Origin of the sequence: Serratia sp. 22264 (assembly GCF_052045345.1) — a bacterium.
Lineage (GTDB): Bacteria > Pseudomonadota > Gammaproteobacteria > Enterobacterales > Enterobacteriaceae > Serratia > Serratia plymuthica.
Genome location: NZ_JBQEOY010000001.1, coordinates 1,120,710 through 1,135,014, shown reverse-complemented (window position 1 = coordinate 1,135,014; position 14,305 = coordinate 1,120,710). Strand labels below are relative to the sequence as shown.

General features: G+C 58.1%; 15 protein-coding genes. 6 read left to right on the top strand and 9 right to left on the bottom strand.

Annotation, left to right across the window (positions count from 1 at the left end; genetic code table 11):
- Positions 1-233 precede the first annotated feature (233 nt).
- The 3 genes from ACTJJ1_RS05520 to ACTJJ1_RS05510 all read left to right on the top strand — a co-directional run bounded on the left by ACTJJ1_RS05520 (position 234) and on the right by ACTJJ1_RS05510 (position 3,594).
- Complete coding sequence (locus ACTJJ1_RS05520) at positions 234-1,064, top strand: mannosyl-3-phosphoglycerate phosphatase-related protein (protein WP_440832683.1); 831 nt, start codon at positions 234-236, stop codon at positions 1,062-1,064.
- A complete protein-coding gene (locus tag ACTJJ1_RS05515; RefSeq protein WP_202290860.1) occupies positions 1,057-2,271 on the top strand; it encodes a glycosyl transferase in 1,215 nt (404 codons plus the stop codon). Before ACTJJ1_RS05520 ends, ACTJJ1_RS05515 begins: the two co-directional genes overlap by 8 nt.
- A 126-nt stretch (positions 2,272-2,397) precedes the next feature.
- Entirely contained in the window at positions 2,398-3,594 is a 1,197-nt protein-coding gene (locus ACTJJ1_RS05510; RefSeq protein WP_006325102.1) for a multidrug efflux MFS transporter, read from the top strand.
- Positions 3,595-3,674: 80 nt separating this feature from the next.
- Here ACTJJ1_RS05510 and ACTJJ1_RS05505 read toward each other — a convergent pair whose 3' ends face one another.
- The 3 genes from ACTJJ1_RS05505 to ACTJJ1_RS05495 are packed head-to-tail and all read right to left on the bottom strand — an operon-like array spanning position 3,675 to position 5,386.
- Positions 3,675-4,007 carry an NIPSNAP family protein gene (locus ACTJJ1_RS05505; protein ID WP_440832680.1) on the bottom strand — a complete coding sequence of 111 codons (333 nt, stop codon included), beginning with the start codon at positions 4,005-4,007 and terminating at the stop codon, positions 3,675-3,677.
- Positions 4,008-4,061: 54 nt separating this feature from the next.
- Entirely contained in the window at positions 4,062-4,499 is a 438-nt protein-coding gene (locus tag ACTJJ1_RS05500; protein WP_440832678.1) for a glyoxalase, read from the bottom strand.
- 17 nt (positions 4,500-4,516) lie between these two features.
- The gene (locus ACTJJ1_RS05495) at positions 4,517-5,386 is read right to left on the bottom strand and encodes a helix-turn-helix domain-containing protein (RefSeq protein WP_020438991.1); all 870 of its coding nucleotides are present in this window, start codon (positions 5,384-5,386) and stop codon (positions 4,517-4,519) included.
- A gap of 178 nt (positions 5,387-5,564) precedes the next feature.
- Here ACTJJ1_RS05495 and ACTJJ1_RS05490 point away from each other — a divergent pair, with 178 nt between their 5' ends.
- Positions 5,565-6,467, top strand: coding sequence for a DMT family transporter (locus ACTJJ1_RS05490; RefSeq protein ID WP_440832676.1), 903 nt, complete (start codon positions 5,565-5,567; stop codon positions 6,465-6,467).
- A gap of 123 nt (positions 6,468-6,590) precedes the next feature.
- Here the strand turns inward: ACTJJ1_RS05490 and ACTJJ1_RS05485 are convergent, their stop codons facing one another.
- Positions 6,591-7,313: a 2-phosphosulfolactate phosphatase gene (locus ACTJJ1_RS05485; protein WP_004944153.1), complete on the bottom strand. Its 723-nt coding sequence runs from the start codon at positions 7,311-7,313 to the stop codon at positions 6,591-6,593.
- A 240-nt stretch (positions 7,314-7,553) separates the two neighbouring features.
- Between ACTJJ1_RS05485 and ACTJJ1_RS05480 the strand changes: the two genes are divergently transcribed.
- Positions 7,554-7,910 carry a protease inhibitor Inh/omp19 family protein gene (locus ACTJJ1_RS05480; RefSeq protein ID WP_004944151.1) on the top strand — a complete coding sequence of 119 codons (357 nt, stop codon included), beginning with the start codon at positions 7,554-7,556 and terminating at the stop codon, positions 7,908-7,910.
- Here ACTJJ1_RS05480 and ACTJJ1_RS05475 read toward each other — a convergent pair whose 3' ends face one another.
- Entirely contained in the window at positions 7,911-8,432 is a 522-nt protein-coding gene (locus ACTJJ1_RS05475) for a chromate transporter (protein ID WP_208905070.1), read from the bottom strand.
- Positions 8,429-9,001 (bottom strand): chromate transporter, encoded by a 573-nt coding sequence (locus ACTJJ1_RS05470; protein WP_041416928.1) that lies wholly within the window; start codon positions 8,999-9,001, stop codon positions 8,429-8,431. The genes ACTJJ1_RS05475 and ACTJJ1_RS05470 overlap by 4 nt, the downstream gene beginning before the upstream one ends.
- 100 nt (positions 9,002-9,101) lie before the next feature.
- Between ACTJJ1_RS05470 and ACTJJ1_RS05465 the strand changes: the two genes are divergently transcribed.
- Positions 9,102-10,022 carry a LysR family transcriptional regulator gene (locus ACTJJ1_RS05465; protein ID WP_004944142.1) on the top strand — a complete coding sequence of 307 codons (921 nt, stop codon included), beginning with the start codon at positions 9,102-9,104 and terminating at the stop codon, positions 10,020-10,022.
- On the opposite strand, the gene licT is transcribed toward ACTJJ1_RS05465, so the two are convergent.
- Genes licT through ACTJJ1_RS05450 form a run of 3 tightly spaced genes read right to left on the bottom strand, consistent with a single transcriptional unit; the run spans position 10,019 to position 14,166 of the window.
- Positions 10,019-10,858, bottom strand: a complete 840-nt coding sequence (gene licT, locus ACTJJ1_RS05460; protein WP_004944140.1) for a BglG family transcription antiterminator LicT — start codon at positions 10,856-10,858, stop codon at positions 10,019-10,021. The genes ACTJJ1_RS05465 and licT overlap by 4 nt on opposite strands.
- A 27-nt stretch (positions 10,859-10,885) precedes the next feature.
- Positions 10,886-12,298 carry a glycoside hydrolase family 1 protein gene (locus ACTJJ1_RS05455; RefSeq protein ID WP_440832672.1) on the bottom strand — a complete coding sequence of 471 codons (1,413 nt, stop codon included), beginning with the start codon at positions 12,296-12,298 and terminating at the stop codon, positions 10,886-10,888.
- The gene (locus ACTJJ1_RS05450; protein WP_440832670.1) at positions 12,295-14,166 is read right to left on the bottom strand and encodes a beta-glucoside-specific PTS transporter subunit IIABC; all 1,872 of its coding nucleotides are present in this window, start codon (positions 14,164-14,166) and stop codon (positions 12,295-12,297) included. Before ACTJJ1_RS05450 ends, ACTJJ1_RS05455 begins: the two co-directional genes overlap by 4 nt.
- Between the last annotated feature and the right edge of the window lie 139 nt (positions 14,167-14,305).

Below are 14,305 nucleotides of genomic sequence, written 5' to 3'. Positions count from 1 at the left end.
TGCAACGATTAAACGCAATAACCCGTTTTGCGGGTGACGGCCAAAACTTGCGCCCCCTGCGATAAGCCGTTAGGGTAAATTGTGATTCACATCACAATTTTCACCTGGAGGAGTCACGGTGTCTACGGCAAGCACCCTCTACAACGCCACGCGCCGTTTCTCAGTCGGTCTACATGACAACAAAGTAATCAACCTGTTTATCAGTGAATTGCGCACGATATCATGGAGATGAAATGCTGAAACCGAGCCCCAATCTGTTAATTTTCACCGATCTGGACGGTTCGCTGCTGGATCACCACAGCTACCGCTGGCACGCGGCGCAGCCCTGGCTGGAACGACTGGCGCGCACGAAGACGCCGCTGATTATCGCCACCAGTAAAACTACCGCAGAAGTCGCCCCGTTGCAGCGGCAACTCGGGCTGAGCCACTGGCCGTTTATTGCGGAAAACGGCGCGCAGATTGTCTTCCCCGCGCAATGGCGCGATCGTCCCGACTATCCAACCAAGCACCTGGGTGCAGATTACCCCAGCCTTTGCGCCACGCTGCGGGAACTGCGCAGCCAGACGGGTTTTGCCTTTCAGGGCTTTGCCGATGTGGATGACGCAACCGTCGCGCAATGGACAGGTTTAACGCGCGATCAGGCGCATCTGGCGCGCCGGCGTGCCGGTTCTGAACCCTTGCGCTGGGCCGGTAACGATGCACAACTTGCCCAGTTTCGCACGCTCCTGGCGCAGCACGAGCTCGAGTTGACCCAAGGCGGACGCTTTTATCACGTGATGAGCGCGGCCGTCAGCAAAGGCAACGCCGCCCGTTGGATAACCGCGGATTATCAGTTACCGCACGGTTCGCCCCTTACCACCCTCAGTCTGGGCGACGGCCCCAACGATATTTCCCTGCTGCAAGCCAGCGATCTGGCGGTGTTGATCCGGGGGCAGCAGGACAAACCTCTCGATTTACCGGGCGATTTCGCCGGCCGGCTGTACCGTACGCGCCTGCAAGGCCCCCAGGGCTGGTGCGAAGGATTGGATCATTTTCTGATTAACGGGAGATCTCACCATGAGTGATTTTTATCAAGATGGCATCATCACCAACTTTCACAATCTCGCACAGCGCGAATTGTCCGAACTGGAATACGAGTTGCAGGTATTTTCCGGCCGCAACACCATGGGGCTGATACTGCCTTCGCTCTATTCCGAACTGGAAGGCCCGGCGCTGGACAAGATCGTCGATGTTTTGGCGCAGGTGCCCTATCTGGAGGAGATCGTCATTGGCCTGGATCGCGCCAACCATGAGCAATTCCTGCATGCAAAAAGCTTTTTCTCCCGCCTGCCGCAGCGCCACCGCATTTTGTGGAACGACGGGCCGCGCCTGACGGCGATTGCCGACCAGCTCAGCGCCGAAGGGCTGGCGCCCAACGAACCGGGCAAAGGCCGCAACGTGTGGTTTTGCGTCGGCTACACACTGGCTTCACGCCGTTCCAGCTGTGTGGCGCTGCACGACTGTGACATTGTCACTTACGATCGCCGCATGCTGGCACGCCTGCTGTATCCGGTGGCCAACCCGCATTTTCATTACGATTTCTGCAAGGGTTATTATGCCCGGGTGGCTAACGGCAAGCTGAATGGCCGGGTCGGCCGATTATTGGTGTTTCCGCTGCTGAAATCGCTGCAGAAAGTGTACGGCAATTCGGATTTTCTCGACTATCTGCGCAGCTATCGCTACCCGCTCTCGGGCGAGTTCGCCATGCGGACCCACATTCTCAACAACCTGCGTATTCCCAGCGACTGGGGGCTGGAGATCGGCGTATTGTCGGAAGTCCACCGCAACACCGCCACTAATAGAATCTGCCAGGTGGATATCGCCGATAATTACGATCATAAGCACCAGGCAATGTCGGAAGAGGATCCGCACAGCGGCCTGCAGCGTATGGCGGGTGATATCACCAAAGCGCTGTACCGCAAACTGGCGATCCAGGGGGTGCCGATCACCAGCGATTCTTTTCGCGTACTGCGCGCCACCTACTACCGCACGGCGTTGGATATGATCGATGCCTTTGAGCACGATGCCAAAATGAACGGTCTGGATTTCGATCGCCACAGCGAAGAATCAGCGGTCGAACTGTTCTCTCGGGTGATTTCGCAGGCCGGGCAAGCCTTCAGCGAAAACCCCGGCGATAAACCCTTTGTGCCAAGCTGGAACCGCGTACAATCCGCCTTCCCGGATATTCTCCAGCGGCTGTATGACGCCGTAGAACAGGACAACCAACGCTAAATCTCTGAGCCCGCGCAACGCGGGTTTTACTTTTGCTCACTCATTTCGCCACCCACGCCTGATAACCGGTGTTATTATTATTCTGCTCAATAATGTCCTCTTAATTCAAAGTGGTACGACAAGTTGATGGAAGCGTGGAAACTCAATCTGATTTCGGTCTGGCTCGGCTGTTTTTTCACCGGGCTGGCGATGAGCCAGATCCTCCCTTTTCTGCCGCTGTATATTGAACAGCTCGGCGTCAGCGGCCACCAGTCGCTCAGCATCTGGTCAGGGTTGGTGTTTAGCGGCACCTTTTTGGTCTCTGCACTGGTGTCGCCGCTGTGGGGCAGCCTGGCGGACCGCAAAGGCCGTAAGCTGATGCTGCTGCGCGCTTCGCTGGGGATGGCGATCGTCATTGTGCTGCAGGGCATGGTGACCCACGTTTATCAGCTGTTTGCACTGCGCGCGTTGATGGGCCTGACCTCCGGTTATATTCCCAACGCTATGGCGCTGGTGGCCTCGCAGGTGCCGCGTGATAAAAGCGGTTGGGCGCTGGGCACTTTATCTACCGGCCCGGTTTCCGGGGTGATCGTCGGCCCGCTGCTGGGGGGCTTGATGGCTGACCATCTGGGCCTGCGCGTGGTGTTTTTCGTTACCGCCGGGCTGATGTTCGTCAGCTTCCTCATTACCCTGTTCCTGATAAAAGAACGCCATATCGAAGTGAAAAAGGCCAACCGATTGAGCGGCAAGGCGGTATTCCAGTCGCTGCCTTATCCGACGCTGATTGTCACGCTGTTCATCAGTACGTTGATGATCCAGTTGGCTAATTCCTCCATCAGCCCGATCCTGACGCTGTTCATCAAGGATTTGTCCGGCGACAGCGGCAATATCGCCTTTATCAGCGGCATGATCGCTGCCGTTCCCGGTATTGCCGCGTTGGTTTCCGCGCCGCGTCTCGGCCGGCTTGGCGACCGTATCGGCACCGCTCGCATTCTGATGGCGGCGCTGGGGTTGACCACCCTACTGTTCGCCATCATGGCCTGGGTGCAAACGCCGCTGCAATTGGGGATCTTGCGCTTCCTGCTGGGCTTTGCCGATGGCGCCTTGATGCCCGCAGTGCAAACGCTGCTGCTGAAGTATTCCTCCGATCAGGTTACCGGCCGCATCTTCGGCTATAACCAATCGTTTATGTACCTCGGCAACGTGGTCGGCCCGCTGATTGGCTCCAGTATTTCCGCATTGATGGGCTTCCGCTGGGTGTTTGCGGTAACGGCGGTGCTGGTGCTGATCAATTGCCTGTTGCTGCGCAGCCAGTTTAGAAAGGTGGAAAGCGTACGCAAGTGAACGACACTGAGGTTCGGAAGTGCCGTAACGGCACGTCCTGATTGACGTTCCGGTTATTGCCTTAACGCTATTTGGACAGGCTAAACCCGCATCGCATCCAGTGCAGCGTTGCTGATTGTCAGTACAGACTTGATGCTTTGCTCAATCCTTTCGATAATCGCCTCCCTCGGGCCCGCGCGCCAGGCATCGCTTTTGTAAAATTCATCCTGGGCGCTTTCAAGATGTTCGGCACTGTCAAAAGCCCGGATCAGAAAGTACGAATCTGCATCGTGCAAAGAGTTCCCAAAGCAGACAACGTCGATCCCCGCCTTACGATGCAGAGGGACGCTGGTTTCCGTCATGATCTTGTGAAAATCGCGGCCAGCCCCCTTCTTGAGGGTGTAGGTGAGTATCTCTAGGGTTTTGTTTTCCATCCATGATCCCTCATAAGCCAACAGCAAAATGCCCTAACGGGCCATGATTGTAATTCAGTCGCGCAACCAGGGCGTGAAAGTGATGCCGATCAGCAACCCTTCCGGACTGAGCAGGCGCGTGACGCTCTGGCCCCAGGGCTCTTCACGGTTGGCGACCAGCAGGCGGTACCCCTTGTCGATCAACCCTTGGGTGGCCAACGCCATGTCGGCGACGTCAAACTCCATCCATGCCTGCGGCACCGGCAGATCGGCCGGCCAATGTTCGCTGCCGAAGCAAGATTGCGCCGCCTGCGCCAACGGCCACAAGGCAAAGTGCTTCACCCCTTCCAGCGCGCCATGCTCGGCCAGCAGATAATCGGCATTGCCGGGCATCGGCTTGAGCGGCAGCCCCAGCGCGTCGACATAAAACGCCTTGCTGTGCTCCGTTTGCTGCGTAATCGGCCCAAATCCGGCAATAAACAATACGCCAAGTCCTGCGAACTGCTGTTCCATGCTATCTCCTGTCAGGGTTAACGCCCTTGGCGCATCTGCATCGGGGCAAATCCATAAGCCGCTTTGAAGCGGTTGCTGAAATGGCTGGCGGAACTGAAGCCGCATTCCAACGCAATCTGCGTCAGCGGCAGCAAGCTGTGGCACAGCAATTTTTCCGCCTGTTGCAGCCGCGCGCGCATCACAAACTGGTGTGGCGCCAGGCCGGTGTCATGTTTGAACATGCGGGCAAAGTGGAACTCACTCAGCCCGGCCTGCGCCGCCAGGTCCGCCAGCAACAGCGGCTTGTCGAGGTGCTGCTCGATATACTCTTTTACCCGCCTGGCCACCGCCGGCGCCAGGCCACCGCGCACTGTCGGCAAGGCCCATTGCAGTTGACTGTAGCGCTGAACCAGATGCGACATCAGCAGGGTTGTAGCACTGCTGAGCGCCAAGTGATTGGCGCGCTCCTGCCAGTTGCAGTTAAGCAAAAACTGGCGGTACAACAGCGTAATTTGCGGATCCTCGGCAAAAGCACAGGGTTCGAGAGCGATCGCCGCCGGGCTGCGATCCCAGGTTTGCTCCACCACTTGCCGCAGATGCCGGTCGGTGCAGTAAAGGTGCACGAAAGATAAATCGCTGCGCACGTCCCAGGTGGATTCATACTGGCGAGGCATAATGCAGAAACGGTCCGGCCCGCCGCCGTTCTTCCAGCCGCCGGGCACTTTTTGATAGCACTCGTAACCATCGGCGACATAGAGGCTCAGGGTATGGTGATCGGCGCTTTCCTGGGTAATGCGATCGTCACGGTTGGACCAGGCGGCCAGCTCCACGCCGGAACCCAGCAGCACGCTGCCGTGCAACCGCGCTTTATGTTCCCGCAGTGTTTCAAACGCCTTGTATCTGGACATCGCCGGCCCCGCTTCGCTGAAGTGTTTTCAGTGTAAAGAGTGACGCCACACCGCACCAGTCCACGACCCGCGCTTTTGCTAAAAAAAGCGCAAGAATATGCAATTGTGCGCAAAGCGCTGAAAGCGCGACAGCGAGCAACGGCGGATACTGCGGCAATCTATTTTGCCGGAGTCGATTATGAACGTGCTGTTGTACCTTGCCGTGGTGCTGATTTGGGGCACCACCTGGATTGCGATTACCCTGCAACAGGCAGGACCGGTAGCCATTCCGGTGTCGATCAGTTACCGCTTCGTGCTTTCCGCCGCGGTGATGTTGCTGGTTCTGCTGCTGGCGCGCCGCCTGCGCCGCATTGCGCTGCGTGATCACCTGTTTTGCATCCTGCAAGGCTGCTGCGTGTTCGGCTTTAACTTCTTCTGTTTCTACCATGCAGCGGCTTATATCAGCAGCGGGTTGGAATCGGTGATTTTTTCGATGGCGGTGCTGTTCAATGCCGTCAACGGCATGATCTTCTTCCGTCAACGCCCCAGCCCAAACTTGCTGCCTGCGGCGGTACTGGGCCTGACCGGGATCTTCGCCCTGTTCTGGCAGGATCTGGTCGCCACGCAAATGGCACCGGAACTGTTGCAAGGCATCGGATTGAGTGCGCTCGGCACCTACGGTTTTTCACTCGGTAATATGATCAGTTCACGCCACCAGCGGCGTGGGCTGGACATTCTTTCCACCAATACTTATGCAATGAGTTATGGCGCCATCCTGATGGCACTGATCGCACTGGCCCAGGGTGCATCCTTCCAGATTGAGTTCAGTACCCGTTATATCGGCTCATTGCTGTATCTGGCGATTTTTGGCTCGGTGATTGCCTTTGCCGCTTACTTCAGCCTGCTTGGCCGCATCGGCGCAAGCGCTGCGGCCTACAGCACCCTGCTGTTCCCGCTGGTGGCGCTGAGCATCTCGACACTCTATGAAGGTTACCAGTGGCACCTCAACGCGGTGATCGGCCTGTGCCTGATCCTGTTGGGGAACCTGGTGATGTTCGCCAAACCCGGCATGTACGCCGCGTTATGGCGGCGGGCGGCGTAAGGAGAAACTGCAATACAGAGACGAATCTTACAAGCGCCCCTCATAGAATTTACCGGGCTGTGCCATGTACTGCAGCGTAGAGAATCAACCAGGTTTAATGAGGCCTTAATAGGCTGGAAGTGTTCATTGGTTACCGACAAAATGGTCGTGCTGCAACCTGCAGGCCCTGTCGTCTGCATCAGTCGCCAAACAGAGATCAACGTCTGCGACGAACCCACGTTCAATCAACTCCCGCGCTGAGCTGCACTGGCGCAATGCGGTCGCAGGCAACGCATGGAAGCTTGCTGCCGCCGCCAGTGCTTCCGGCGACGGGTTTCTTTCTGGCAGTTGGGCGATGACCCCGCCAGCAACCAGCCAGTCCTCAAGTGCCGGTCGCAGGCTGCCGTCCGGCCATTTTTCGCCGCTGGGGACCACCAATATGTTTCGATACGCCGCACAGGCAATGGTTGTCGCTTTAAGGTTGCGCAGGCAAGCGCAGAATACCGCAGCCCCTGAGTCTCGAGCCTTAAAAGCCAACGAGGAGCCATTGGGGGACGGGAGCACCAGCTTGGTCTGCGCAGGGATATTGACCAGCGAGAGTGGCGAAAGAGAATACCCTGCGCCATCAAAACGCCGGGTGTTGCTAGCCGTTACCGCGCCTAACTTGCTTGCGTAATCCTTGGCCGAGTCATCTTTCCATGCATAGGGATAGACGCTGGCTCCCCGTTTGGTTGCCACGCTGACACAGGTTGAAAACGACATCACATCGACAATGATGACGCAATCAACGTCGCCCGCCATATGCTCGATGGCGTTTGCTCCCCACTCAAGACGAATATCGAATGGACGTTGCGAAAAATAGCTCATCTACGGCTCCATAACGAAGAAAAAAGAGCGAATCATCAGATGATATGACGTCTCCACGCCATGCATAACAAACCAGTCCCCCGCAAAGCCAAACGTCAACGCCGGCAACTTTGCTATCATCATAGACACAAAAGATGTTTCCACCCGGCCACAAAAGCGACAGTAAGGAAACTGATGATCACCCTTTGCCCCTCTGCCCCATTGCGCGCATTACGGCGCATTGCCCTGACAGGAGCCGTTATGAGCCTATTGTTGTGCAGCAATACCTTCGCCAGTTCGTTGCCGTTGCTCGCCCCCTCCGCGCTGAAAGGGCACTGGCAGTTGACCGACACCGAAGGCAAGATCGCCGCCTGTGACGTTGAACTGAGCGATGAACGGATCGAAAGCACCAACGCCTACCGTTTCACCGCCTCATCGCAGTGCCTGCAACCGCTGGCGCTCACCGAGCTGCCGGTAGCCTGGCGCCCGACGCCGGACGGCATGACGTTAACCAACGCCGACGGCAGCAGGGTGGCGTTTCTGGCGCTCACCGCCCCCAAACGCTACGAAGTCATGAACCACGGCGGTAAACCCCGTTTTGTACTGACGCCGCGCTGACTACGCTACCAGCAGCCCGAGCAGCGCCCCGCCCGCCAGTATCCACAGCGGGTGAAGGCGTTTGTTCATGCTCAGTAACGTGGCCAGCGCGATAATCGCCGCCAACGGCCAACTCGGCGCAGAGGCTTCGGCAATCAAGACCCCGCTGGCCGCCACCAATCCGACGGTAACCGGCACCAGACCGGTCTGCACGATACGCCGCCAGGGTTTGTCCTTGAAGCGCCGCCAGGCGCCCATCACCAGTAAAGTGACGATCGATGACGGGCCGAACTTGGCGATGGAGGAAACCAGCAGCCCCGCCCAGCCGGCCACGTGCCAACCAATCAGCGGCACGATCATCATATTCGGCCCCGGCGCGGCCTGGGCCATGGCGAACAGCGCGCTGAACTCCTGTGCGCTCATCCATTGATGAATCTCCACCACCTGGCGCTGCATTTCCGGCAAGATGGTCATGCCGCCGCCGAACGCCAACAGCGAAAGCTCGGTGAAAATAATCGCCAGCGAGATCAATACGCCCATCATGAGGGCTTCCTCCACCACAGCAACAAAATGCTCAGCGGCGCCAGCACCAGCATGGTCGGCAACAGCGGCAGGCGCAGCCAGGCGATAGCGATCAGGCACAGCGCGACAATCCCCAGCGCCAGCCATTTACCGCGCAGCGGCAACAGCATTTTTATCCCGGTGGACAGCAGCAAACCGGCCGCCGCAGCCGCCAACCCGGCAAACACGTGCTGCACATGCGCATCATTCTGGAAGCGGGCATAAACCATCCCCAGCCCGACCACAATCGCGGTAGGCGCGCTGATCAACCCCAACAGCGCGCAGCAAGCGCCGCTCAGGCCGCGAAACTCCATCCCCACCGCGACCGAAAGGTTGATCACGTTGCCACCCGGCAGAAACTGGCACAGCCCGAGCAGCTCGGTAAACTGTTCGCCGCTCAGCCAGCGCCGATCCTCCACCAGCATATTGCGCGCCAGCGGCAGCACGCCGCCAAACCCCATCAGCCCCAGCATCAGAAAGCCCCAAAACAGCTCCCCATTGCCCGGCGGCACCGCAAGCCGGGTGTTTTTTACCGCATCCGATTCAGACATTGTTCGTTCCACATCGCTTATTTTTGATGCCTGGTATGATGCGCGCCGCCATGTCATGATGTCTAATGCATTTCAGAATCAATAAGGATACCTTTTAGGTATGGCTATGATCGAACTTCGCCGCTTGCGGGCGTTCGTTGCGGTAGTTGAAGAAGGCAATATTACCCGCGCCGCAGAACGGTTGTTTATTCAACAGCCGCCGTTGACCCGCCTGCTGCAGGGGCTGGAAGATGAGCTGGGGGTAACACTGTTGCAGCGTCTGCCGCGTGGCGTGCGTGCCACCGAAGCGGGCAACGTGCTGTTTAATGAGGCGCGTGCGCTGTTGGCCCGCGCCGAGCTGTTGACCGAAGCGGTGCATCGCGCAGCACGCGGTGAACAGGGGCATATCGCCATCGGTTTCACCAGTTCCGCCGCGCTGCACCCGTTCGTGCCTAACCTGTTGCGCCGCTATCGCGATATCCTGCCGGGCATCACCACCCAATTGGAAGAAGCCGGCAGCGGCGAACTGCTCGATGCGCTGGTGGATGAACGGCTCGACGTGGCTTTTGTGCGCTCGCCGGCCAGCGGCATTCCAGGCCTGACCATTGAGCCGGTGCTGCGCGAACCCATGCTGGTCGCCCTGCCGGTCGGCCACCCGCGGGCAGTCGACGGCGCGCAGCCGTTGCCGTTGGCGTCGTTGGCGAACGAAGCTTTTATTCTCTACCGCCGCCCTGCGGGCCAGGGCTTGTACGATGCCATTTTAGCCGCCTGCCACCGCGCCGGATTCAGCCCGCGCGTCATCCAAGAGGCCCCGCGCCTGCCCGCGACGCTTAGCCTGGTGGGGGCCGGTCTGGGGTTGTCGATCGTACCGGCCTCGATGCGGCGGTTGGGCGGCGACGGCATCGTCTACCGGGCAATCAGCGACGAAGCCCAGCTCAGTGCACCGCTGTACCTGGCGCTGCGCAGCAACCGTTCGTCCGCCCTCATCCAGCGCTTTCGCGCGCTGGTGACGGAGGCGGTCAGCGCACAGCATTCCGGTTAATCCTGCTGGTCGGTGATACGCGTCAGGTGGATCACCAGATACAGCAGTTCATCGTTCGACATCTCCATCTCCAGCAGATTCTTCACATAGTCGCGGATCAGCAGCGCACCGCGATAAGCATTCGGGTACTCCCTGGTCACCTGAGCAAAGATGAAGTCGTCTTTCGACGCCATCTGTTGCCCTTCGACCATCCGCTGAATAAAAAACTGCATATGCACCAGAAAACGCGCGTAATTGAGCGAATCCGTATCGATATTGATGCGAAAGTGGTACTTGATGATATTGAAAATGTCTTTCAGCATCTTCACCGACAGCAGGGTATGTTCCATGTTCTGCACGTCGGTCTGGCCGTTGACCAGATGGAACGCGATATTCCCCGCCTCTTCTTCCGGCAGAGCGATGTTAAGCCGCTGATTGATTTGCCCCAGCGCCTGCATCGCCACTGCGAACTCCTGCGGATAAAAGCGCTTCACCTCGAACAACAGCCGGTTTTGGATCGCAATGCCCTTGTGATAGCGCTCAATGGCAAAGCTGATGTGGTCCGCCAGGGTGAAGAAAATCTGCTCGTTAATGCGGCCATTGAGCTGCCTGTTGGCCTCAGCGAGGATCATCTGCACAATCTCCAGGTGCTCCTCCGGCGTGTTTTCCATCAGCCGCAGGTAATCACGGCCCTTTTGGCTGTTCTGCACCACATATACTTTCTCAATAGTGGCCGGGTCGAGAACGTCACCCACTTTGCTGTTAAAGCCAATACCCTTGCCCATGACGATAGCTTCGTTGTTATCGCTGTCTGTTGATAGCACCAGGCTATTATTGAGTACCTTAATGACTTTCATCGTCGCGGCCATCACCCTTTATTTTTATTAGCGTTGCCGGCCATGAGTGGCAATCAGCCGTTGATACCAGTCAAAACTGCGCTTTTTGATGCGGCGCAGATCTTTCAGATCCTGCTCGCCCCGGTTTACATAGATAAACCCGTAACGCTTGGCGTAGCCCTGATGGGTGCTGACCACGTCTATCGCCGCCCACGGGCAATACCCCATTAGTTCAACGCCGTCGTTGATCGCCAATTGCATCTGTTCGACGTGCTGGCGCATAAACTCAATGCGGTAGTCATCGTTAATTGTACCATCGGCCTGTAACTCATCCGGGGCGCCTATGCCGTTTTCGGTAATTAATATCGGCAACGCATAGCGTTCGTAGGTTTTGCGCAGCGTCAGGCGCAGCCCGACCGGGTCGATCACCCAACCGTAACGGGTTTTGCCAACGAACGGGTTTTCCGCCGCGCGGTACACGCCCGGTTCCCCCAGCATGATTTGCTGATCGCCGGCGCGGGCACTGATGTCCGAAGCATCGCCCCGGCTGGCGGCGATGGTGGCGGTGGAATAGTAGTTTATCGCCACGTAATCCGGTTTGCCCTGCAGCAACAGCGCCGCATCGCCCGGTTCCATTTGCGGCGCCAGCCCGCGATCCTGCAAATATCGCCAGGCCAGCGCGTTATAGCGCCCATGCACCGCCACGTCCAAGAAACTCCAGCAGCGCAGCGTTTCCCAGTTGTGCGCGGCGATGGCGTCCAGCGGATGGCAGGTTTCCTGATACATCGACGTGGTGTTAATCGCCGGGCCGATTTTGCCGGAGGGGCAGCGTTGGTGGCACAACGCCATCACCCTGGCCTGCGCCACCAGCATGTGGTGGCTTTGCTGATACAGTACCTGTTTGGACGGCAACTCGCCGCCCTTCGGCATGCCAATCGCGCCCGGATGCAGGATCATCGTGTTCTGTTCATTGATGGTCAGCCAATATTTTACCCGATCGCCAAAGGCGTCAAACAGCACCGCCGCATACTCGACAAACGCATCGATAGTGGCGCGATTCGACCAGCCGCCCTGCTGTTCGAGCACGTAAGGCAAATCGAAGTGATAAAGCGTCACCACAGGTTCAATGCCATGGCGCTGCAGTTCATCGAGCAGTTGCCGATAGAACGCCAGCCCGGCGGCGTTAACCTCACCGGTGCCGTTGGGCAGCACCCGCGTCCAGGCGACGGAGAAGCGGTAGGCCTTCAGCCCCAGCTCGGCGAACAGTTTCACGTCTTCGCGGAAACGGTGATAGTGATCGCTGGCAACTTTGAAATCGGCGGTTTCTTCAGGATGATCGAGCATATCTACAATCGACGGGCTTTTACCGTCTTCATCCCAGGCTCCCTCCACCTGATAGGCGGAGGTAGAAGCCCCCCACAGAAAATCTGCGGGGAAATCGTCCAGTCGTTGATAAATCATGCCGGCTCCTTGGGGGTATTGAGGGCGATGATTGTCTCGCCAAAGCCCACGCTGCCCGGCTGACGGCAGCTCAACTGCGGGAAGGCTTCGCTGTTGATCACCAATACCGGCGTAGTAAGGTCGTAACCCAATGCGGTTATCGCCGCAATATCAAAACGCACCAGCTCATCCCCCACCTTGACCCGATCGCCAATCTGCAATTCGGAAGCAAAATGCCGGCCGGCCAGATTGACGGTATCTATGCCGATGTGCACCAGCAGTTCGACGCCGTTGTCGCCCTTGATGCCCACCGCGTGCATCGACGGCAAAAAGGTCATCACCTCACCGTCCAGCGGCGCACGCAGTACCCCTTCCTGCGGCTTTATCGCTACGCCCTGTCCCAATAACCCCTGCGAGAACACGTCGTCGTTAACCTGCTCCAGCGCCACCAGTTGGCCGGCCAGCGGGCTGAAAATCTGCTGCTCATCGCCGCTGATGGGAGCCACCGCCGGTGCGGTATCCTGCTCTTGCTCTTCAACCGGATCGTCAAAGCCGAGGATCCAGGTCAGCGCGAAGGTCACCACGATGGCAATGGCGCAGGTGATCAGCGCATGGACGATATTCATCGGGTTTTCACCGATAAATGCCGGCAACGCCGCCAATCCCGGCGAGACAAAGGCATAGCGCACCAGCCCGCTCAGCCCGGCATAGATACCGGCGCAGCCGCCGCCGATCATCGCCGCAATCAGCGGTTTGCGCAGCTTCAGGGTCACGCCATACAGCGAAGGTTCGGTGATCCCCAGCAGCGCGGTGAACCCGGCGGAAGACGCCAGCTGGCGCAGATTTTTGTTTTTGGTGCGGAAAGCCACGCACAGCGTCGCCGCGCCCTGCGCGATATTGGACGCCAGCATGCCCGGCCCGTTAATCATTTCGAAACCGTTTTTGCTCAACTGGCCGGTAGCGATAGGCGTCATCGCCCAGGCGGTGCCAGTGATCACCAGGAAGGGTTGCAGCCCGCCCATCAGCATCGGGATCAGCCAACTGGCCTTGCCGTCGACGATGGCCGCGCCTGCGGCGACCAGGTCGTTAAGGAAAATACCGAACGGCCCGACCACCACCAACGCCAGCGGCGCCGTAACCAACAGGATAATCATAGGTTTGGTGAAAAACTTGATCATCGTCGGCGACACTTTCTCCGCAAAGCGCTCGATATAGGACATCAGCCACACGGTGAATATAATCGGCAGCACCGAACCGGCGTAGTCCGCCAGCCGTACCGGAATACCGATAAAATCAATCGCGGTGCCCGCCGCCAGCATCTGCGCCAAATTGGGGTGCAGCAAGGCGCCGGCGATGGTCATCGCCAGTATCGGGTTGCATTCAAACTTGATCGAAGCGCCGTAGGCCAGTAATACCGGCAGGAAGAAAAACGCCGCATCGGCGATGGTGTCCAGCAGACGATACGTCGGGCTGGCGGCGTCTATCACACCGGTCAGCTTGAGGATCGCCAGCAGCGCCTTGATCATCCCCGCCCCGGTGATCGCCGGGATCACCGGCGTGAACGTGGTGGAGATGACGCTGATGATCTGCGAAAACACCCCGCCCCTGGCCTGCTGTTTCTTCTCGCCCTGCCGGCCACTGAGATCGCCAATCTCTTTTTGCAACGTGCGGAAGGTTTGCTGCACGTTATTGCCGACCACGATCTGAAACTGGCCGCCGCGCTCCACCACGCTTATCACCCCCGGCAAGGCCTCAATGGCTTTCGCCTGCACCTTGCTGTCATCGTTAAACTCCATACGCAGACGCGTGGCGCAGTGCGTCAGTTTGCTGACGTTAGCTTTACCGCCGACTCGCGCCAATATTTCCAGGCCCAACTGTTTGTAATCCATCGATTTTCCCCGGTAAAAAAACAAAAAAAAAGACCAAAATGAAAATGCGCCTCATCATGATGAGAGGTGCATTCCTATTTTGGTCTTGCCTGCCTGAGCAGTAACACGCCTTAATAAAAATGTCTGGCGACCACGAAGA